This is a genomic window from Arthrobacter sp. SAFR-044 (assembly GCF_059414985.1).
In genome coordinates this window covers 331,161-349,590 of the sequence record NZ_JBPFDN010000004.1, presented here as the reverse complement: position 1 = coordinate 349,590, position 18,430 = coordinate 331,161, and the positions used below count along the sequence as shown (strand labels likewise).

General features: G+C 65.0%; 20 protein-coding genes and 1 tRNA gene. 13 read left to right on the top strand and 8 right to left on the bottom strand.

The window, feature by feature from the left end:
• The first annotated feature begins 72 nt into the window (after window positions 1-72).
• Together ACR65J_RS08975 and ACR65J_RS08970 are read left to right on the top strand one after the other, a co-directional pair.
• Window positions 73-300 carry a hypothetical protein gene (locus ACR65J_RS08975; RefSeq protein WP_440167929.1) on the top strand — a complete coding sequence of 76 codons (228 nt, stop codon included), beginning with the start codon at window positions 73-75 and terminating at the stop codon, window positions 298-300.
• 164 nt (window positions 301-464) lie between these two features.
• On the top strand, window positions 465-656 hold the full coding sequence (locus tag ACR65J_RS08970) for a three-helix bundle dimerization domain-containing protein (RefSeq protein ID WP_440167927.1): 192 nt from the start codon (window positions 465-467) through the stop codon (window positions 654-656).
• Window positions 657-661: 5 nt separating this feature from the next.
• Here ACR65J_RS08970 and ACR65J_RS08965 read toward each other — a convergent pair whose 3' ends face one another.
• The 3 genes from ACR65J_RS08965 to ACR65J_RS08955 all read right to left on the bottom strand — a co-directional run bounded on the left by ACR65J_RS08965 (window position 662) and on the right by ACR65J_RS08955 (window position 3,780).
• Window positions 662-1,687 (bottom strand): NADPH:quinone reductase, encoded by a 1,026-nt coding sequence (locus ACR65J_RS08965; protein ID WP_440167925.1) that lies wholly within the window; start codon window positions 1,685-1,687, stop codon window positions 662-664.
• A 232-nt stretch (window positions 1,688-1,919) separates the two neighbouring features.
• Window positions 1,920-2,093 (bottom strand): CsbD family protein, encoded by a 174-nt coding sequence (locus ACR65J_RS08960; protein WP_159633138.1) that lies wholly within the window; start codon window positions 2,091-2,093, stop codon window positions 1,920-1,922.
• A gap of 97 nt (window positions 2,094-2,190) precedes the next feature.
• Window positions 2,191-3,780, bottom strand: coding sequence for a phospholipase D family protein (locus tag ACR65J_RS08955; RefSeq protein ID WP_440167922.1), 1,590 nt, complete (start codon window positions 3,778-3,780; stop codon window positions 2,191-2,193).
• Window positions 3,781-3,964: 184 nt separating this feature from the next.
• Between ACR65J_RS08955 and ACR65J_RS08950 the strand changes: the two genes are divergently transcribed.
• Together ACR65J_RS08950 and ACR65J_RS08945 are read left to right on the top strand one after the other, a co-directional pair.
• Window positions 3,965-4,426, top strand: a complete 462-nt coding sequence (locus ACR65J_RS08950) for a GatB/YqeY domain-containing protein (RefSeq protein WP_440167921.1) — start codon at window positions 3,965-3,967, stop codon at window positions 4,424-4,426.
• Between the two features lie 207 nt (window positions 4,427-4,633).
• Complete coding sequence (locus tag ACR65J_RS08945; RefSeq protein WP_440167919.1) at window positions 4,634-4,978, top strand: hypothetical protein; 345 nt, start codon at window positions 4,634-4,636, stop codon at window positions 4,976-4,978.
• A 274-nt stretch (window positions 4,979-5,252) separates the two neighbouring features.
• On the opposite strand, the gene ACR65J_RS08940 is transcribed toward ACR65J_RS08945, so the two are convergent.
• Both ACR65J_RS08940 and ACR65J_RS08935 read right to left on the bottom strand, forming a co-directional pair.
• Window positions 5,253-5,702, bottom strand: a complete 450-nt coding sequence (locus ACR65J_RS08940; protein ID WP_440167917.1) for a hypothetical protein — start codon at window positions 5,700-5,702, stop codon at window positions 5,253-5,255.
• A 265-nt stretch (window positions 5,703-5,967) separates the two neighbouring features.
• A tRNA-Leu gene (locus tag ACR65J_RS08935) sits at window positions 5,968-6,050 on the bottom strand.
• Window positions 6,051-6,220: 170 nt separating this feature from the next.
• On the opposite strand from ACR65J_RS08935, the gene ACR65J_RS08930 reads away from it, so the two are divergent.
• Both ACR65J_RS08930 and ACR65J_RS08925 read left to right on the top strand, forming a co-directional pair.
• Entirely contained in the window at window positions 6,221-7,525 is a 1,305-nt protein-coding gene (locus ACR65J_RS08930) for a M20/M25/M40 family metallo-hydrolase (protein ID WP_440167915.1), read from the top strand.
• Window positions 7,526-7,537: 12 nt separating this feature from the next.
• Window positions 7,538-8,698 carry an acyl-CoA dehydrogenase family protein gene (locus ACR65J_RS08925; RefSeq protein WP_440167913.1) on the top strand — a complete coding sequence of 387 codons (1,161 nt, stop codon included), beginning with the start codon at window positions 7,538-7,540 and terminating at the stop codon, window positions 8,696-8,698.
• Window positions 8,699-8,721: 23 nt separating this feature from the next.
• Here the strand turns inward: ACR65J_RS08925 and ACR65J_RS08920 are convergent, their stop codons facing one another.
• The gene (locus ACR65J_RS08920) at window positions 8,722-8,955 is read right to left on the bottom strand and encodes a DUF5703 family protein (protein WP_440167911.1); all 234 of its coding nucleotides are present in this window, start codon (window positions 8,953-8,955) and stop codon (window positions 8,722-8,724) included.
• Between the two features lie 40 nt (window positions 8,956-8,995).
• Between ACR65J_RS08920 and ACR65J_RS08915 the strand changes: the two genes are divergently transcribed.
• A complete protein-coding gene (locus tag ACR65J_RS08915) occupies window positions 8,996-9,262 on the top strand; it encodes a hypothetical protein (RefSeq protein ID WP_018771129.1) in 267 nt (88 codons plus the stop codon).
• 61 nt (window positions 9,263-9,323) lie between these two features.
• On the opposite strand, the gene ACR65J_RS08910 is transcribed toward ACR65J_RS08915, so the two are convergent.
• The gene (locus tag ACR65J_RS08910) at window positions 9,324-10,259 is read right to left on the bottom strand and encodes an aldo/keto reductase (RefSeq protein WP_440167909.1); all 936 of its coding nucleotides are present in this window, start codon (window positions 10,257-10,259) and stop codon (window positions 9,324-9,326) included.
• A 51-nt stretch (window positions 10,260-10,310) separates the two neighbouring features.
• On the opposite strand from ACR65J_RS08910, the gene ACR65J_RS08905 reads away from it, so the two are divergent.
• Together ACR65J_RS08905 and mshC are read left to right on the top strand one after the other, a co-directional pair.
• Window positions 10,311-11,144 (top strand): undecaprenyl-diphosphate phosphatase, encoded by an 834-nt coding sequence (locus ACR65J_RS08905; RefSeq protein ID WP_440167907.1) that lies wholly within the window; start codon window positions 10,311-10,313, stop codon window positions 11,142-11,144.
• Window positions 11,145-11,159: 15 nt separating this feature from the next.
• Window positions 11,160-12,437 carry a cysteine--1-D-myo-inosityl 2-amino-2-deoxy-alpha-D-glucopyranoside ligase gene (mshC, locus tag ACR65J_RS08900; RefSeq protein ID WP_440167905.1) on the top strand — a complete coding sequence of 426 codons (1,278 nt, stop codon included), beginning with the start codon at window positions 11,160-11,162 and terminating at the stop codon, window positions 12,435-12,437.
• Window positions 12,438-12,441: 4 nt separating this feature from the next.
• Here the strand turns inward: mshC and ACR65J_RS08895 are convergent, their stop codons facing one another.
• Complete coding sequence (locus ACR65J_RS08895) at window positions 12,442-13,347, bottom strand: PAC2 family protein (protein ID WP_440167903.1); 906 nt, start codon at window positions 13,345-13,347, stop codon at window positions 12,442-12,444.
• Window positions 13,348-13,498: 151 nt separating this feature from the next.
• On the opposite strand from ACR65J_RS08895, the gene ACR65J_RS08890 reads away from it, so the two are divergent.
• From ACR65J_RS08890 to arc, 4 genes are all read left to right on the top strand, one after another.
• Window positions 13,499-14,230: an HAD family hydrolase gene (locus ACR65J_RS08890; RefSeq protein WP_440167901.1), complete on the top strand. Its 732-nt coding sequence runs from the start codon at window positions 13,499-13,501 to the stop codon at window positions 14,228-14,230.
• The gene (locus ACR65J_RS08885) at window positions 14,223-15,413 is read left to right on the top strand and encodes a site-2 protease family protein (protein ID WP_440167899.1); all 1,191 of its coding nucleotides are present in this window, start codon (window positions 14,223-14,225) and stop codon (window positions 15,411-15,413) included. Before ACR65J_RS08890 ends, ACR65J_RS08885 begins: the two co-directional genes overlap by 8 nt.
• A 94-nt stretch (window positions 15,414-15,507) precedes the next feature.
• The gene (locus ACR65J_RS08880; RefSeq protein ID WP_440167897.1) at window positions 15,508-16,572 is read left to right on the top strand and encodes a tRNA (adenine-N1)-methyltransferase; all 1,065 of its coding nucleotides are present in this window, start codon (window positions 15,508-15,510) and stop codon (window positions 16,570-16,572) included.
• Between the two features lie 82 nt (window positions 16,573-16,654).
• On the top strand, window positions 16,655-18,406 hold the full coding sequence (gene arc, locus ACR65J_RS08875) for a proteasome ATPase (protein ID WP_440167896.1): 1,752 nt from the start codon (window positions 16,655-16,657) through the stop codon (window positions 18,404-18,406).
• The last annotated feature ends 24 nt before the right edge of the window (window positions 18,407-18,430 follow it).

Sequence of the window (18,430 nt, the reverse complement as noted above, 5' to 3'; positions counted from 1 at the left end):
TTGGGCCAGCGACTGATTGCTGTGGGTTCCCACAGGGGTCGGATCCTGCTCCCCGGGACTAAAATTGGGTCCATGAGCACTGAGCTGGAGATCGCTTTGGTGTTGGGGACGGCGTTCCTGTGGGTTACCGTGACGCTGACCATCCTGTCCGCCATCGACCGGCCGGAAAGGAAGGCGCGGCGGCAGGAACGGCGCGACATCCGAACGGAAAAGCGGCGGATTGAGTACCGTCCGGTGGCTGCGGGTTCCCATGCCCAGGGACGGAACCACCCGCGGGGCCGGACGCTGCACCCGCACTGACGACGGCGGGACTTTCGCGGGTGCCTCGGTGTGGGGCACACGCCCAAGCCAGTTGCGCGAGGCGGGCGCTCGCCCTCGTGCGCCCATGGCAGGCGGCGCTGCACGCCCTGGTTCCCCGTTAGTCAAGTCTTGACGGTGTCACCCTCGTCCCCGATGCTTCTCCGATGGGAGTAAGCGAAGAGTTGCGGGCGCTGGGCGACGTGGTGGACCGGCTTGCGGCGAAGTTTCCCGCCCTGTCCAGGGAGCACATCGAAGCCGTGGTACAGCAGGAACACAGCCTCCTGGATGCGGGCAGGGTCCGCGCGTTCATACCGGTCCTGGTGGAACATGCAGCCAGGGACCGCCTTTCACGGTAACGGGGTTAGGGTGCCGGCGCGACGTCGATGAGCACCTTTCCGACTGTCTCCTGTTCCACAGCATCATGGGCTGCGGCGGCCTGTTCCAGGGCGAATCGTGTCAGTGGCAGTCCATGTTCTTCGCCTACGCGGACCGCGCCCGCGGCCAGTGCTTCAGCGACGGCGGCCACGGCATGCTGCTTCTGCGCGTTCGTGACCGTGTAGGTCAGGATGAACTGGTAGCGGACGTTCTTGCTCATGCTGTCGCGGATGGGAACAGTGAGCGGCTCTCCGGGGTTCGCCGCGTAAATGGATATGGTTCCCCCGGGCTTGAGGATGTCCAGGTCCGTTTCGATGTTCGCCGGCGCGTTGACGTCCACAATGATGTCGACGCCGTCTGCGGCGACCTGGTGGACGGCACTCACAACGTCGTCCGTCCGGTAGTTGATGACCGTGCCGGCGCCGGCACGGCGGGAGAGTTCAGCTTTGCGGTCCCCACTGACAGTTGTGATGACGGCAGCCCCGGCCCATCGTGCGAGCTGGATAGCGGCATGGCCTACGGCTCCGGCACCTCCGGTGACCAGGACGCTGCGACCCGCCAGGGCACCGGGGGAGAGCCGGGCCGGCCCGTCCTCGTTCGAGGTCAGGGCCCGGTGCGCCGTGAGGGCCGGGATCCCCAACGAGGCGCCGGTGTCGAAGGACTCGGCGTCGGGAAGGGCCACGGCTTTGTGGCTGGGCACCACCACGTATTCCTGCGCCGTACCTTCGGTGCCGCCCCAGGCGACGTCCCACAGCCAGACGCGGTCGCCCACGGTGAAACCGGTGACCCCGGAGCCGAGGTGGTCGATGACTCCGGCTCCGTCCTGGTCTGGAACCTTGGGTGCGTCCAGCTGCTTGCTTCCGCCTCCGGAACGTGACTTCCAGTCGGTGGGGTTGACCCCGGACACCACCATCCGGACGCGGACCTCGCCCGGCCCCGGCTCCGCCAATGGCCGGTCCTGGAGCTTCAGCACGGATGAGGGCCCTGTTGCTTCGTACACGATTGCTTTCATGTCTTCTCCATGTCCGGTTGCTGATGCCCTTACCTTTCCAACCTACCGAACGCACCGAGGGGCGGTTTTCCCCCCCTGGTCTCAGACCACCACGCTCCGGACGGGTTTCCGAACGGCGTTCCACATGGCGGCGGCCAGGTCCACCGGCTGGAAGTCGCTGCTCCGCACTCCGGCAGAGGGCACGAAAAAAGCGCACCCCGTTCGCTGGGTGCGCTTCTTCCGTGACTGACTGTCAGTGCTTGAAGGCGTCCTTGACCTTTTCGCCGGCCTGCTTCAGGTCGCCTTTTGCCTGGTCCGCCTGGCCTTCGGCCCGCAGGCTCTCATCGCCGCTGGCTGCGCCGGCAGCTTCCTTGGCCTTGCCGCCCGCCTTCTCGGCAGCGTTGTCAATCTTGTCGCCCAGTCCCATGGTGTTTCCTCCTCTGGTTCAGCAGCCGTTCGCATCGGCTGCTTCCATCATAAGCATGCTTATGATTAAGTTTTCAAGTCCGGATTTGCGCGACCGCCTAGAACCGGGATGTCCCACGAAGGGGGCGCGGCCGGCCATCCGGGTCCACAATGAACCGGTAGATGGGATCGGCCCACAGGCGGTGGAACGGTGGCAGGGGTTGGGGTATATGGTGACGCACCTGCCCAGCCGGGCGGGGTGTGGAACTGCCGGTTCTGTGCCATTCGTCCAGGGCATCCGCCGCGCTGTTCCACAGCTCCAGTTCGCCGCCGTCGGCATGGAGCCGGGGGTCTTCCTGGTCCAGGCCCAGATGCTCGGCCCAGAGCTGGAGCCGGAGCTTCCTCGCAAGGGGGCGGGGCCGGCCCGGGTTATCACCGGGCGATGTATCGATCACTGCACAGGTGAGCTCGCTGTCGGTTGTCCAGGACCGGCGGTTGAAGTTGTCTGATCCACAGGTGAACCAGGTGTCGTCGATGATGCAGATCTTGGCGTGGACGTAGATCGGCGTCCCCTCGCTGTTCTCCAGATCGAACACCCCCACCCGGTCGGGTGCGGCCCGCCGGAGCATGCTGATGGCACGTAGCTGGCCCAAGCGCCTGGGCGGTCCACCAAGGAAGCCGTCAGAGTCCGGGTACCTGGGCACCACGATGACCACGTTCAGCCTGGGGTTGCCTTTTAGTGCGTCTGCAATGCCGGCGGCGACTTCTGTTGACCACAGGTACTGGTCCTCGATGTAGATGAGCGAGCGGGCGTGGGCGAAGGCCTTTGCGTACGCCCTGGCTATGCTTCGTTCTCCGTTGGGGGCGAACGGGAATGGCGGATGCTTCACGCCATAGGTGCGCAACAGCTGGACGGCGTGCGGGCCGGCCGGTGGCGGGGGCGGAGCGGCCTCCGGCAAGGGTTTGGGGTGCCGGGGCATGCGGGCCAGGCGCTGCAACAACATCCGGTAGGGAGTCCGCCGGTCCAGCGGGTGGCGGTCGTTCCATCGTTCCGCGAACACGGCCAGCACATCTGCCACCACCGGTCCGCGGAGTTCGAGGGCAGCATCGTGCCACGGCGGCCGCTGCCCGTAGCGCGAATCCATCTTCACTGCTTGCGGGTCTCCTGCGTGGCCGGCGTTATCCCGGCGGCTGTGCGAGAGGTCGATTCCTCCCACGAAGGCGACGTCCAGGGACGGGTCGTCGCGACGACGGATGACCACCAGTTTCTGGTGGTGGGAACCGAAGATACGGACCCGCTGGTCCAGCAGCGCCTCGCCGCCCGCGTCGTTGATCTGGCGGCTGAGGAGCTCATTGGAGCGTCCGCTGATGGGGGCCGAGATCCGTTCACCGTGGGACCTCCAGACAAGGCCCCGCACTTCCACGCCAGATCGGGCAAGTTCCGCCAGCAATCCGCCAATCGTCGTACCGCCGGCCTCCAACTGCTCATCACCGTCGCCGCGCCAGTCGGTGAACCACACCCGGTCTCCGGCCTTCAGGGCCGAGAGTTCGGCATGCAGTCTGGAAAAGTAGGCCTCCCCATGAATCAGGGGCTTCACCAGGTTGCCTTCCGACCATGACGGAGAACCTGGACCGCCCGCGTGGATGTCGGTGGCGGGGTTTCCCCGTTCAGCCCGACTCAGGAACCACTTGCCAACCGTGCTGTCCACTCGGTGCTCCTTTCGGGGCCCGGGGGACCAGGCCGCTGCGGATTCCAAACTAGCCTACGGCCGGGCACAGCTGTCTTTTTCCAAAGGAAGGGGGCTGAAGGCCAAGAGGCGGCAGCGGTCGTCGCGGCTGCGCAATAGGCTTGGTCTCAAGCCGCTTCCAACCCATGAAGAATTGAGGCAGAACATGTCATTGAAGGAAAAGTTGAAGGGCGACGTCGTCCCCCACATGAAGGCCGGCAACAAGGTTGCCCTCACCACGGTACGCAACGTCCTCGGTGAAATCGAAACGCGGGAGAAATCAGGAAAGACCCCGGTTGAGCTCGATGACCTCCAGGTCACGGCGTTGCTGCAGAAAGAGGCCGCCAAGCGCCGTGACACCGCCGCCACCTATTCCGCCGCCGGGCACGACGACCGGGCACAGGCCGAGATTGCCGAAGCTGAGGTCATTGAGGCCTATCTGCCGAAGGCCCTGACGCGGGCAGAAGCTGAAGCAATCGTCGACGGGGTCATCGCGGAAATGGGAGCCGAGGGCACCGCGCTGACCATGCGTTCCATGGGCGCTGTCATGAAATCCGTCACCCCTAAGATCGGCGGCCGCTTCGACGGCAAAACGGTCAGCGAGATCGTGAAGGCACGCCTGGCCTGACGATAGGGCGACGACGCAGTCCGGGCACGATGTATTTCCCGCGACCCTGCGCATACTTAGGTCATGGGGTTCCGGGCTCACCGAGCCGATAAGTCGCGGAAAAGCGTGGCAGTGATGGCCACGGCCCTTGTGCTTGTGTCGTGTCTTTCGTCCGCCTGCAACGGCTCGCGGCAAGGTGAGCCGCCCTGTTTCCCGCCAAATTACGCCGTGAACCCGACCGTCGCGAAGCCGGGTGACGCCATCACAGTGCACGCGGCCGACGCTGGCTGCAACCCCCGCTACGGACAGAACGCCCGGATTCAGATCATCGTCACCGACGCCGCCGGCCACGTCGCCATCAGCACGACTGCACCGATGAACGATGCCGGCGGGTTTTCGTACCAGTTTGACGTGCCGCTGCAGACAGCGCCGGGGGAGGCCAGCGTTGAGGCCTACCCTTTCGGCGTGGATTGGTGTGACGATACCGGGACGAACAACCGCGTTCCCCATGCTGAAGGTTTCAGCCGGGCCTCGTGCGCAGCCAGGACAAAGCCGCTGGCCATCAGCCCGTAGGTCACCCAATCCGCGCCTACGATGCCCTCACCGCGAGTCTTCCCAAGGTTCAGCTTCTGGGACGGACGATCAGGGTGACGAGCTGGGGCTCCCGCGGGTCGGGGCTCGTGACAGTGACGAGGTAGTCGTACTCACCGTCCGTGCCGCTGGAGCTGCAAATTGTGATGGTGCCGCTGCCATTCGTCGGTCGCCTGCAACGTTGATCCGCCGCCATCGTAAGCACCGTCAGTGCTTGCACCGATCTCCGGCCAGTATCCAAAGATTTCCCCAAGGTTCAGTGGACTGGCTCAACCGCAAGGACCACGCGCTCAGGCGCTCCCGGGGCAGGACTGAAGACGGTGAACAGATACTCGAACTCGCCGTCAGCCCCTCGTGAGATGCAGATGGGGGAGTCGCCGATGATGTTGGATGATCGGTTGCACGGTCCATCCGCCTTCATCTCGAAGCCAAGCCCCGAGAATACTGCGGCCACGTGGTCGTCCGTCAGTTCTTTTCCGGTGTCCCAGCGGCGGGTGAGACTGGGACATGGGTTCGTGCTGATACACATGAACCGCTCGGGCCGGACGGTTTCGTCGGTCATCTTCCAGTCGGCGGGAATAGAGAGCCGGCCGGCGCGGGAAAGCATGTCAGCAGTCACCATGTCCTCGGCGGAGCGAACAACAAGGAATGCACCAAGACCTACAACAAATACCGCTGCAAGGACGATCAGGACGATCCGCTTCACTGTGTTCCCCCAAAGCCATCAGTGCGCACTGATTCCAAGAAGGCCACCCTCAGTGCTGAATCGCATCGTACCTGCATGGGACACCCGTGTCAGCGCCGACCTGAAACAGGCAGTCCCCCTCTCCAGATTGAGCGGGGTCACCCGGCGCCAGCGCGCTTTGTGCGAGGTCGGAACCATTGACTCTCACCGCTGACAGTGCATCTTGGCGTGGTCGGCGACACAAAAAAGCCCCGGAACATCGTTGACGTTCCGGGGCTTCCTCTTGTGCGCGGAGGGGGACTTGAACCCCCACCCCCTTTCGAGGACTAGCACCTCAAGCTAGCGCGTCTGCCATTCCGCCACCCGCGCAGGTGGTATTCGCAGAAGCCGTCCCGCCTTTCAGCGTTTCGCGTCTCTCCGAAGCAGCGAGAAAAACTCTAACACGACTTTTCGTAGAACAACGAATCGGGCCGAGTAGGTAGGCTGAGGGCAGCGATTCAGCTCGTGCCACCCAGTCATTCCCTATCAAGGAGCCACCAATGCCTGACGTCCTGCCCGAGGATGAAGTTGTCCGGATCTGCCAGGAACTCATCCGGATCGACACCTCCAACTATGGGGACGGGTCGGGGCCGGGGGAGCGGGCGGCGGCAGAGTATGCCGCGGGCCTCATCGAGGAAGTGGGGCTGGACGCCGAGATCTTCGAGTCCGCACCGGGCCGCGCCAACGTTGTCACCAGGATGGCAGGGGAAGACCCCTCCGCCAGCGCCCTGGTGGTCCACGGGCACCTGGACGTGGTCCCCGCGCTGCGGGACCAGTGGTCCGTGGACCCGTTTGGCGCAGAACTGAAGGACGGGCTCATCTGGGGACGCGGCGCCGTCGACATGAAGGACATGGACGCCATGATCCTTTCGGTCCTTCGGAGCTTCGCCAGGGAGGGAAGGAAGCCCAAGCGGGACATCATCTTTGCGTTCTTTGCGGACGAGGAGGCCGGCGGCGTTTACGGCGCGCGCTACGCCGTGGACAACCGGCCCGAACTCTTCGAGGGCGCCACCGAGGCCATTTCCGAGGTGGGGGGCTTTTCTGCCACCATTGGCGGGCAGCGGACTTACCTGCTGCAGACGGCGGAGAAGGGCATCTCCTGGCTCCGCCTGGTAGCGCATGGAAGGGCCGGCCACGGTTCGCAGATCAACACCGATAATGCAGTGACCCGGCTCGCTGCTGCCGTGACGAGGATCGGCGAATACAAGTGGCCCATCGAGCTCACCCCCACCACCCGGCAGTTCCTTGACGGGGTAACGGAACTCACCGGCGTGGAGTTCGACGCCGACAATCCGGACCTCCTGCTCAACCAGCTTGGTACCGTGGCCAGGTTCGTCGGCGCCACCTTGCAGAACACCACGAACCCCACCCTCCTCAAGGGCGGCTACAAGCACAACGTCATCCCCGAGTCCGCCGAAGCCCTGATTGACTGCCGCACCCTCCCGGGCCAGGAGCAGCAGGTCCTTGAGACTGTGCGCGAACTCGCCGGCAACGGCGTGGACGTCAGCTACGTCCACAACGATGTCTCACTCGAGGTCCCGTTCGCCGGCAACCTGGTGGACTCCATGATCGATGCCCTCCACAAGGAGGACCCCGGTGCCAAGGTGCTGCCCTACACGCTCTCGGGCGGCACGGACAACAAGTCGCTCAGCCGGCTGGGCATCACCGGCTACGGGTTCGCGCCCCTGATGCTTCCTGATGAGCTGGACTTCACCGGCATGTTCCACGGCGTGGACGAGCGCGTGCCTGCGGACTCCCTCAAATTCGGCGCCCGCGTTCTGAACACGCTGCTCACCAACTACTGACGGGAGCTGGCCGTGAGCCCAGAGGAACTGCTGCCCGACGAACTCCTGGAGCGCATCCGTGGCCGCGCAGCCGCGTATGACCGTGACAACGCCTTCTTCCACGAGGACCTGAAGGAGTTGGCGGCAGCGGGGTACCTGAAGCTTTTCGTACCAACGTCCGACGGCGGCGCGGGGCTTGGGCTCGAAGCTGCGGCGCAGTGCCAGCGCAGGCTGGCAACAGCTGCACCGGCCACCGCACTGGCTATCAACATGCACCTGGTCTGGACCGGCGTCGCCCACGTCCTGGCGGCCCGGGGCGACCATTCGCTGGCGTTCGTCCTCGAGGAAGCCGCGCAGGGAGAAGTCTTCGCGTTCGGCAACTCGGAAGCCGGGAACGACTCCGTCCTCTTCGACTCACGGACCACTGCCGTGCCGGAACAGGACGGGGGCTATACGTTCAGCGGTACCAAGATCTTCACCAGCCTCTCGCCGGCCTGGACCCGCCTGGGCATCTTCGGCAAGGACCCGGACGCCCGGGCCGGTGCCGGGGAACTCGTCCACGGGTTTATTGCGCGGGATACTCCCGGCTACCGGATCCTGGACGACTGGGACACCCTGGGCATGCGCGCCAGCCAGTCTGCCACCACGGTCCTGGAAGGCGTGAAGGCTCCTGCCGGACGCATCTTCCGCAAGCTGCCGGTCGGCCCCAACGCCGACCCCCTGATCTTCGCAATCTTCGCCTGCTTCGAAAGCCTCCTGGCCGCCGTTTACACGGGTATCGGCGAACGCGCCCTGGCCGTCGGCGTGGAGACCGTGAAGCGGCGCACCTCATTCAAGAACGGCGAACGCAGCTACGCGCAGGACCCGGACATCCGCTGGAAGGTGGCCGATGCGGCGATGGCCATGGACAACCTGTACCCCCAGCTCAGGTCGGTGACCGCCGACGTCGACGCCCTGGCCGACCACGGAACCCAGTGGTTCCCCAAACTGGTGGGACTGAAAGTGAATGCCACCGAAACTGCGCGCCGGGTTGTCGACCTGGCCATCCGCGTCAGCGGGGGATCGAGCTATTTCCGGGGCTCAGAACTGGAACGGCTCTACCGGGACGTGCTGGCCGGGATGTTCCACCCTTCCGACGACGAATCAGCCCACAACACCGTAGCCAACGCGTGGCTGGGGCCGCTGGAGGACTAGACGGTCCTCTGGACCCCACACTCCTAAACGGTCCTCTGGACCTGCATCACCCGGCGCCGCAGCCAGAAGCGCCTGCCGCCGCCCATGTAGAGCTTGCTGCGTTCCAGCTCCCACTTGCCGTATTCAGAGTGTTCCACGAGGCGGCGCCGCGCCTCCGGCAAGGAGTCAACAGGGCTCACGGTCAGTACAAGGTACTCGTACTGCCGCAAATAATCCCGCTCCCGCTGGACCGAGCTGGTGAGAAATTGTTCCTTCATTTGCTCTCCATTTTCGTCCTTTTCCGGCTAACGTGAAGTCATGAGCATCGATCCGCGTGTCGCGCTTTCGTCCCTGACCACCGCTTTGGAAGAACACCTTATAGCAGCATCGAACCGCCGCGGGGACGGTGACCCCTCAGTTGAAGCAGCGTTTTTCGCAGTTGCCGATGCCTTCGAAGTTTACGAGGACGCCCTTTACGAGGCCTACAACGAAGTAACGCCCCTGCAGGTTTTCGATGACGAGGACGAGGAAGACGAAGAAGCCGACGTGGACGAGGACGAGGACCTGGAAATCGTCGAGGAATAACAGCAACCCAACCGCTCCGGCGACGCGGAGGCCCGGAATAAAAAACCGCCGGAAACAGAACCTAAGAGCCGGCGGAAACATCTTCCAGCGCGCGGGCAATCTGCGGCGGGAGGGGTGCCAGCTGGGCGTCGAGGATTTCCTTCAACTGCACCGGTGTCCGGGGGCCCACAATTGCCGTGGCGACTCCCTGCTGTGCCAGCAACCATGACAGCGATACGTCCTGGGGTGTCCGGCCCAGCCCATTGGCCGCCATGCATACCGCATCCACGATGCGCGACGGCTTCTCCTCCAAATACGGCTCCACATAGGCCGCTTCGCTGACCGAGGCCCCACGTGAGCCGGCGGGGATGCTGCCGCGGTACTTTCCGGTGAGCACCCCGCGGCCCAGCGGAGCCCATGCCATCAGGCCCATCCCTGCATCCTCGACAGCCGGTATCAGTTCAGCCTCTGCCGACCGCCTAAGAAACGAGTATTCGGCCTGGACAGCCACCAGCGGGACGCTGCTGATGGCGGCGGCCTTCGCAGCCTGCCAGCCCCTGAAGTTCGAGATTCCCGCGTAACGGGCCCGGCCGGTGCGAACGGCGAACTCGAGCGCCGCCAGGGTTTCGTCCAGCGGAACGTTGCGGTCCCATGCTTCGGCAAACCACAGGTCTATATAGTCGGTGCCCAGCCTGGCCAGGCTGGCGTCCAGGCCGGTGAGCATCGCGTTGCGTGACGTGTCCACCGCATACCGGCCATCCGGCGTCGTCATCCCCGCTTTCGTGGAGATCGAAATCTCCGTGCGGGACACCACGTCGCCCAGGAGCGAGCCAAGGATCGCTTCTGAACCGCCGCCCGCATATGAAGCCGACGTATCCACGTGCCGGCCGCCGGCATCCAGGAAAGTACGCAGCAACTCCGACGCGTCCTGTTCGTCAGTGTCGCCACCCCAGGACCGGGTGCCAAGGGAGAGGGCTGAAACTCGCAATCCACTGTTGCCGACGTAACGCTGCTGCATAGCAGCAAGCTTACGGGCAGGAGCGGCCCTGCCATGCCGTAGGGTCTTAGCGTGAACTGGTTTGAAGCGGCCCTGCTGGGCCTAGTGCAGGGACTGACCGAATTTCTACCGATTTCATCGAGCGCGCACCTGCGGATCGTGGGGGAATTCCTCCCCAACGCAGAGGACCCGGGAGCCGCTTTTACCGCCATCACCCAGCTCGGCACGGAGACCGCCGTGCTGATCTTTTTCTGGCGTGACATCGTCCGGATCGTCAAAGCGTGGGCGGGTTCCCTCGCCGGCAGGGTTCCCCGGCAGGACCCGGACGCCCGGATGGGCTGGCTGGTGATTCTCGGGAGCCTCCCCATCATCGTGCTGGGGCTGCTCTTCCAGGACCAGATCGAGTCCGTGCTCCGCAGCATGTGGATCGTGGCCACCATGCTCATCGTGTTCGGCCTCATCCTCGCCGTGGCGGACGCTATTGGCGCCCAAAAGCGGGACCTTGCCCACCTCACCTACAAACACGGCATCCTTTACGGCCTGGCGCAGGCCCTAGCCCTTATTCCCGGCGTCTCCCGCTCCGGCGGCACCATCACCGCCGGCCTGTTCATGGGCTACACGCGCGAAGCTGCGGCACGGTACTCGTTCCTGCTGGCCATCCCTGCCGTGTTTGGCAGCGGGCTCTACCAGCTTTACAAGGTAGTCACCAAGGAAGGTATCTCAGGACCGTTCGGCCTTCCCGAGACCGCGCTTGCCACGGTGATTGCCCTGGTGGTGGGCTACGTCATCATAGGGTGGTTCCTGAAGTTCGTCTCGACGCGCAGCTACCGGGTCTTCGTCTGGTACCGGATCTTCCTGGGCCTGGCCCTGTACCTCCTTCTCGGTTTCGGCGTCATCAGCGCCTAGGACTAGGCTTGGCATGTGAAATCCTGGACTTCCCGCCCTGTGCCTGCCCTGCCCGGAAACATGCCCGCCATCCGGCTGTTCGATACTGCGGCGGCCCGCGACGTGGCGCTGGAACCCGAGGCCCGGCCTTCCATGTACGTCTGCGGCATCACCCCCTACGACGCAACCCACATGGGGCACGCCGCCAGCTATGTGGCCTTTGACCTGCTGAACCGTGCCTGGCGCGACGCCGGCAGCGAGGTCTCCTATGTGCAGAACGTCACCGACGTGGATGACCCCCTGCTCGAACGAGCCACCGCTACCGGCGTGGACTGGCGCGCCCTGGCCGCGGAGCAGGTGGAACTCTTCCAGACGGACATGGAGGCGCTGAACGTCCTGGCCCCGGACCACTACGTCGGCGCCGTGGAATCCATCGGCCTGATCGTGCCCGAGGTGGAAAGGCTGGTCAGCATGGGGCTGGCGTACCGGGTGGCCGGCGCCAACGGCGAACCTGACGGAGACGTCTATTACGACGTCGAAGCGGCGGGCAAGCAGTCCACGGCACCTGATGCCTGGTCCTTGGGCTGCATATCCCACCTTGGCGAAAGTGCCATGCTGGAGCTCTTCGCCGAGCGCGGCGGCGATCCGGGCCGTGCAGGAAAGCGGCAGGCGCTTGACCCGCTGCTCTGGCGGGTGGGACGGGAAGGTGAGCCGAGCTGGCCCGGCGGCAGCCTGGGCGCTGGAAGGCCCGGCTGGCACATTGAGTGCACCGTAATCGCACAGAAGTACCTGCCGTCGCCCTTCACCGTGCAGGGCGGCGGATCGGACCTGATCTTCCCGCACCACGAAATGGGCGCCGGCCACGCCTACTCGCTGGCTGGCGTGCCGCTGGCCAAGCACTATGCCCACGCGGGCATGGTGGGCCTTGACGGCGAAAAGATGAGCAAATCCAAGGGCAACCTGGTGCTGGTTTCCAGGCTCCGCGCAGCCGGCGAAGACCCGGCAGCAATCCGGCTGGCGATCCTGGCCCACCACTACCGCTCCGATTGGTCGTGGACGGACCAAGGCTTCACGGCTGCCAAGGCAGACCTGGCGGCATGGCGGAAAGCACTCGACCACGCTCCGGAGGGCTCGGGCCCGGCGCTGCTCGCCGAGATGCGGGAAGCCCTGGCAGCAGACCTGAATGCGCCCGCAGCGGTTGCGGCAGTCTCACGCTGGGCACGGAGCGCGAACGACGGCGGTGCTGCCGCCAGCCCCGCGGACGGCGCCTTGGTGAAGGACGCGGTGGACGCGCTCCTGGGCATCCAGCTCTAAGGCGTCAGGGCCGGTCCTGGCCCCGACGCTTCAGGTACCGCTCAAATTCACGGGCGATGGACTCACCACTGGCCTCCGGGAGGTCGGCCGTGTCCTTGGCTTCCTCCAGCTGCCGCACGTACGCAGCAATCTCCGGGTCCTCGGTGGCAAGTTCGTCCACGCCGCGTTCCCAGGCGTCGGCTTCCTCTGCCAGCTCGTGGGTGTCCAGCGGCACCTGCAGCAACTCCTCGATGCGGTGCAGGAGGGCAAGCTGGGCCTTGGGGGAGGGTGCCTGGGCCACATAGTGCGGCACTGCGGCCCACAGCGACACGGCAGGGATTCCCGCCAGAAGGGCCACCTCCGACAGGACGCCGACGATGCCGACGGGGCCTTCGTACTGTGATGCCTCCAGGTTCATGCGCTCCCGCAGTGGAGCGTCATCCGAGGACGTGCTCACCGGGATGGGGCGGCTGTGCGGAACATCCGCCAGCAGTGCGCCCACCAGCACCACGTAGTCGACGTTCAGCGCTTCCGCGTGGACCAGCAGCTCCGCGGTGTAGGCCCGCCATTTATAGGACGGCTCCGTCCCCTGAACGAAGATGACGTCGACGTTGGAGTTGGGCGCACTGGCCTTGTAGATCCGGGTGGAAGGCCACTTGATCTTGCGCTCACCGGCAGCATTCCTGCGCACCGTGGGGCGCGTGAACTGGAAGTCGTAGTACTCGTCCGCATCGATGGAAGCGACTTTCTTGCCACCCCACAATTTGTTCAGGTAGCGCAGCGAATCGCTGGCTGCTTCTCCGGCGTCGTTCCACCCTTCAAAGGCGGCAAGCATCACAGTTATCCGCTGTCCGTCAGCCACTGGCTGCAGGAACCGTTCCCGCTCGGGTCCGGCACCCTGTTCGGCGGTGTCTCCCTCGAAGCTATTCATTTCTTCACCCTACGTCCAAGGTGCTGGCCCGCGCATGGAATGAAGCGCCGCAAATCCCCCGAAACCGGTCCAAAGTGCGCCCGGTCCACGACATATTCGCCAAGGGCGTAGCCCACAGCCTCCGTCCAGCCATGCCCCGTAGACTGGCGTTATGCCGATTCCTGCCGCCAGTTCCCCGCTCAAAGCCGTCCTCTGGGACATGGACGGGACCATCGTGGACACGGAGCCATATTGGATCGCTGCGGAGCATGCGCTGGTGGAGGCACACGGGGGAACCTGGAGCCACGACCAGGCAATGCAGCTGGTTGGCCAGTCCCTGACGTTCTCTGCGGGCCTGCTGCAACAGGCAGGCGTTGAACTGGAAATCCGGGAGATCATCGATACCCTGACTGCCCAGGTCGTCAGCAGCGTCCAGCAGCAGGTGCCGTGGCGGCCCGGTGCCCGCGAACTCCTCGAAGAACTGCATCTGGCCGGCGTACGCTGTGCCCTGGTCACCATGTCCGAGGGCCCGTTGGCCCGCGAAGTGGTGGCCAGCCTTCCCCGGCCGTACTTCGAAGTACTGGTTACCGGGGACACCGTCAGCCAGGGAAAGCCGCACCCGGAAGCGTACCTGACCGCCGTCGAGCTCCTGCAGGAAAGGGATCCCGAACTCGGCATCCACCACTGCGTAGCCCTTGAGGACTCCGTACCCGGTGTGGCTGCGGCTGTGGCCTCCGGCGTCGCCACGGTTGCCGTGCCTCATATTGTTCCGCTGCCTGAGCACCACAGCTACGAGCTCTGGGACACCCTCTCGGGGCGGAGCCTGGTGGAGCTGGAAGCCCTGCTCCTGCGGACCGGGTCCACCAACTCCGTCGCCACCTCCCCGGGTGGTTCCCGTGGCTGAGCCCGGCGCCGGACAAGGCCCTGCATCGGACGTCCCTGCGCGGCGGGAGGGCATCCCCCTGGGCCGCATCGCCGGCGTGCCCGTGGTCCTTGCCTACTCGTGGTTCGTGATCGCGGCCTTCACGGTGATCGTCTACGGGCCGGTATTGGCCAGAAACAACCCCATGCTGGGCGTAAGCGCCTACGTCGTGGCCTTTGCCTACGCCGTCCTGCTCCTCATTTCGGTCCTTGTCCACGAGCTCGCCCACGCGCTGACGGCGAAGATCTACGGCTGGCCCACCCAAAAAATCGTCCTCAACCTTTGGGGCGGGCACACCCAGTTTGAAAGCTTCACCGCTTCCCCCGGCCGGTCTGTGCTCGTTGCGCTGGCTGGCCCGGCCGCCAACTTCGTCCTGGCCGGCGGAGCCTGGCTGCTGCTCGGAACCAGCAGCCTGGGCAGCGTTGCCGAAATCCTGACGAACATCTTCATGTGGGCCAACTTCCTCATCGGTGTCTTCAATGTGCTGCCGGGCCTGCCGCTTGATGGCGGCCGCCTGGTCGAATCGATCGTCTGGAAGGCCACCGGCAGCCAGGCGAAAGGCACCGTAGCTGCCGGCTGGGGCGGCCGGATCATCGTCCTCGCCATTGCCTACTGGTTCCTCCTGCGTCCGTTCCTCGCCGGAGACCAGCCGGACTTCAGCCTCCTGATGATCACCATCCTGGTGGGCGGGTTCCTCTGGATGGGCGCATCCGCGTCCATCCAGCAGGGGACGCTGCGGGGACGGCTCCCGCTGGTCAGCGCCGCATCGTTGGCGACGCCGGCTGCCGGTGTCCCTGCCACAGGCACGGTCCGGGACGCCCTCCGCCTGGGCGCGGCAGGAACAAAATCGGTGGTGGTCTACGGACCGGACGGCCGGCCACAGGGCGTGGTGGACCCTGGCGCCCTTGCAGCGGTGCCGGGCGCTGCGGCGGACACGACGCCCGTCACCGCCATTTCGTTCCCCCTGGCCGCCGGCGCCTATGTTCCCGAGTGGTCCAAGGGGCAGGAGCTGATCCAGTTCCTCTCCCAGCTTGAAGGACGCCACTACGCTGTTGTGGACCACAACGGAACAGTCACCGGACTGCTGACGCAGGAGGCTGTCCTCGCAGCCATCACCGGGAAGCGCCAGCGCAACGATAGGCACCCGCAGGGCCAGAACCGGTAGAGTTACCTGCCGGTCGTGCATTGCCGCGAAGCCACAGCCTCCCCAGGGACCAGCAGGCCGCGGCACAACAGGTTTACAGGAGCGAGGAAGAATCATGAGCAGCGAAACTGCCGTCAACGACGCCAAGGGAGCAGCGCAAGCCGGTGCTGCCGCCAGCGGCTCGCAGCCGGTGGGCGCCGCCCGTCGCCGAGGCCCTTTCCGGGAGGGCGAACGCGTCCAGCTGACCGACGAACGCGGCCGCATGAACACCATCACGCTGGAACGCGGCGGCGCCTTCCACACCCACCGCGGTTTCCTGAACCACGACGAAATCATCGGCAAGGTTGACGGCTCGGTGGTGGTGAACAACGTGGGCCAGCAGTACCAGACCCTCCGCCCCCTGCTGTCCGACTTCGTGCTCTCCATGCCGCGGGGCGCCGCCGTCGTCTATCCCAAGGACGCCGGCCAGATCGTCACCATGGCGGACATCTTCCCCGGCGCACGCGTCGTTGAGGCCGGGGTCGGTTCAGGTGCCCTGTCCATCTCCCTCCTCCGTGCTGTAGGCGACAACGGCTACCTGCACTCCTTCGAACGGCGCGAGGAGTTCGCGGACATCGCCCGCGGCAACGTGGAGACCATCTTTGGGGGCCCGCACCCGGCCTGGCAGATCTCCCTTGGCGACTTCCAGGAGGAAGTGGTCAAGGCCGAGGAGCCCGGCTCCGTTGACCGCGTGGTCCTCGACATGCTGGCACCCTGGGAATGCCTCGACGCCGTCGCCACCGTGCTTGCCCCCGGCGGTGTCTGGATCAACTATGTCGCCACGGTCACCCAGCTCTCCCGCACCGCGGAAGCCATCCGGGCGGATGGCCGCTTCACCGAACCTGATGCGTGGGAGTCGATGGTCCGCGGCTGGCACCTCGAAGGCCTCGCCGTGCGCCCGGACCACCGGATGGTGGCCCACACGGGATTCCTGCTGGTCACCCGGCGGCTCGCAGACGGCGTCACCGGCATTTCGGTCAAGCGCCGCCCGTCCAAGACCGAGTTCAACGAAGAGGACGTAAACGCCTGGACGCCCGGAGCAGTAGGGGAGCGGGCTGTGTCGGACAAGAAACTCCGGCGCGCCGCCCGTGACGCGATCGCGGGGACCAACGTCGTGGACAACCCCGAGATCACGAACTAGTCCACATTTCGGGAGTCTCCACCCCTACCCTTCATCTTGGGACTAATGTCTTAAGAGAAGCGCAGGAAGGGGCTGATACATCATGGAGACACCAAACCAGGACTCCGGACGTACACCGGCAGAGCAGTCTGCCGCCAACGACCTCTCGGTTGCTGACCGCCAGGTCAACATACTTCGGGACAAGCTCAGGCACATCGACCGCCAGTTGGCAGCGGCAACGCAGAACAACTCCAAGCTGGTCAGCATGCTCGAGACCGCGAAGGCAGAGATCCTCCGGCTGAAAAATGCCCTGGACCAGGAAGGGCAGCCGCCCTACAGCTTCGGCACCATCCTCCAGATCAACCCGAAGCGGCAGCCGGCTCCAAGCAACAGCGGCCAGGCCGCCACCGAGGAGTCGGTGGATATCTTTAACGCGGGCCGGAAAATGCGTGTGGGTATCAGCCCGCTGGTGAACATCAACCAGCTGGCTGTGGGCCAGGAAGTGCTGCTGAACGAGGCACTCCTGATCGTGGCAGGCCTGGGGTACGAGCGCGCCGGTGAGCTTGCCACCCTGAAAGAGATGCTGGGACGCGACCGTGCCCTGGTGGTGGGCCGTGCCGACGAAGAGCGCGTGGTGCGGCTTTCAGGTGCCCTCCTGTCCGAGAAGCTCCGGGTTGGCGATGCCCTGTCCGTCGATTCGCGGACCGGATATGCGCTGGAGAAAGTGCCGCGTTCCGAGGTGGAGAACCTGGTCCTCGAGGAAGTTCCGGACATCACGTATGAGGACATCGGTGGCCTTGGCCCGCAGATCGAGCAGATCCGGGACGCTGTCGAACTGCCCTTCCTGCACCCTGACCTCTACCGCGAGCATGGCCTCAAGGCCCCGAAGGGCATCCTTTTGTACGGCCCTCCAGGCTGCGGCAAGACGCTGATTGCCAAGGCCGTTGCCAACTCCCTCGCTGCCCGCGCCGCGGAGCGGTCCGGAAACGTGGACCTGAAGAGCTATTTCCTGAACATCAAGGGACCGGAACTCCTTGACAAGTACGTGGGTGAAACGGAGCGGCACATCCGCCTGATCTTCTCCCGCGCCCGCGAAAAGGCATCCGACGGCAGCCCCGTCGTAGTGTTCTTCGACGAAATGGACTCGCTGTTCCGCACCCGCGGCACCGGTATTTCGTCCGACGTCGAAACCACCATCGTGCCCCAGCTCCTCAGCGAGATTGACGGCGTGGAACGGCTGGACAATGTGATCGTCATCGGCGCTTCCAACCGCGAGGACATGATCGACCCCGCCATCCTCCGGCCCGGCCGGCTGGACGTCAAGGTCAAGATCCAGCGGCCGGACGCGGAAGCCGCGGCCGACATTTTCAACAAATACATCACACCGGACCTGCCGTTCCACGAATCGGACCTGGCCGAACACAACGGTGACGTCCAGGCCACCGTTGACGCGATGGTCCAGCGGACCGTCGAAGCCATGTACTCCACGGACAAATCCAATGAGTTCCTGGAGGTCACCTATGCCAACGGTGACACCGAGATGTTGTACTTCAAGGACTTCAACTCCGGCGCCGTAGTGCAGAACGTGGTGGACCGGGCCAAGAAGTACGCCATCAAGGACCTGCTGACCTCGCACCAGAAGGGGCTCCGGATTGAGCACCTGCTGCGCGCCGTGGTGGACGAGTTCCGTGAGCACGAAGACATGCCCAACACCACCAACCCGGACGACTGGGCACGCATCTCCGGCAAGAAGGGTGAACGGATCACCTATATCCGCACCATCGTCCAGGGCAAAGCCGGCCAGGAGCCCGGCAAGTCCATCGAAACCATGCCCACCACAGGACAGTATCTGTGACCGGTGCACAGGGACCCGCCAGCG

Coding starts and splice junctions, on each gene's coding strand:
- ACR65J_RS08880 (WP_440167897.1), top strand. CDS start 15,508: ATGAGCAGCGAAACTGCCGTCAACGACGCCAAGGGAGCAGCGCAAGCC.
- ACR65J_RS08950 (WP_440167921.1), top strand. CDS start 3,965: ATGTCATTGAAGGAAAAGTTGAAGGGCGACGTCGTCCCCCACATGAAG.
- arc (WP_440167896.1), top strand. CDS start 16,655: ATGGAGACACCAAACCAGGACTCCGGACGTACACCGGCAGAGCAGTCT.
- ACR65J_RS08920 (WP_440167911.1), bottom strand. CDS start 8,955: ATGAAGGAACAATTTCTCACCAGCTCGGTCCAGCGGGAGCGGGATTAT.
- ACR65J_RS08970 (WP_440167927.1), top strand. CDS start 465: ATGGGAGTAAGCGAAGAGTTGCGGGCGCTGGGCGACGTGGTGGACCGG.
- ACR65J_RS08915 (WP_018771129.1), top strand. CDS start 8,996: ATGAGCATCGATCCGCGTGTCGCGCTTTCGTCCCTGACCACCGCTTTG.
- ACR65J_RS08910 (WP_440167909.1), bottom strand. CDS start 10,259: ATGCAGCAGCGTTACGTCGGCAACAGTGGATTGCGAGTTTCAGCCCTC.
- ACR65J_RS08965 (WP_440167925.1), bottom strand. CDS start 1,687: ATGAAAGCAATCGTGTACGAAGCAACAGGGCCCTCATCCGTGCTGAAG.
- ACR65J_RS08960 (WP_159633138.1), bottom strand. CDS start 2,093: ATGGGACTGGGCGACAAGATTGACAACGCTGCCGAGAAGGCGGGCGGC.
- ACR65J_RS08890 (WP_440167901.1), top strand. CDS start 13,499: ATGCCGATTCCTGCCGCCAGTTCCCCGCTCAAAGCCGTCCTCTGGGAC.
- ACR65J_RS08895 (WP_440167903.1), bottom strand. CDS start 13,347: ATGAATAGCTTCGAGGGAGACACCGCCGAACAGGGTGCCGGACCCGAG.
- ACR65J_RS08975 (WP_440167929.1), top strand. CDS start 73: ATGAGCACTGAGCTGGAGATCGCTTTGGTGTTGGGGACGGCGTTCCTG.
- ACR65J_RS08930 (WP_440167915.1), top strand. CDS start 6,221: ATGCCTGACGTCCTGCCCGAGGATGAAGTTGTCCGGATCTGCCAGGAA.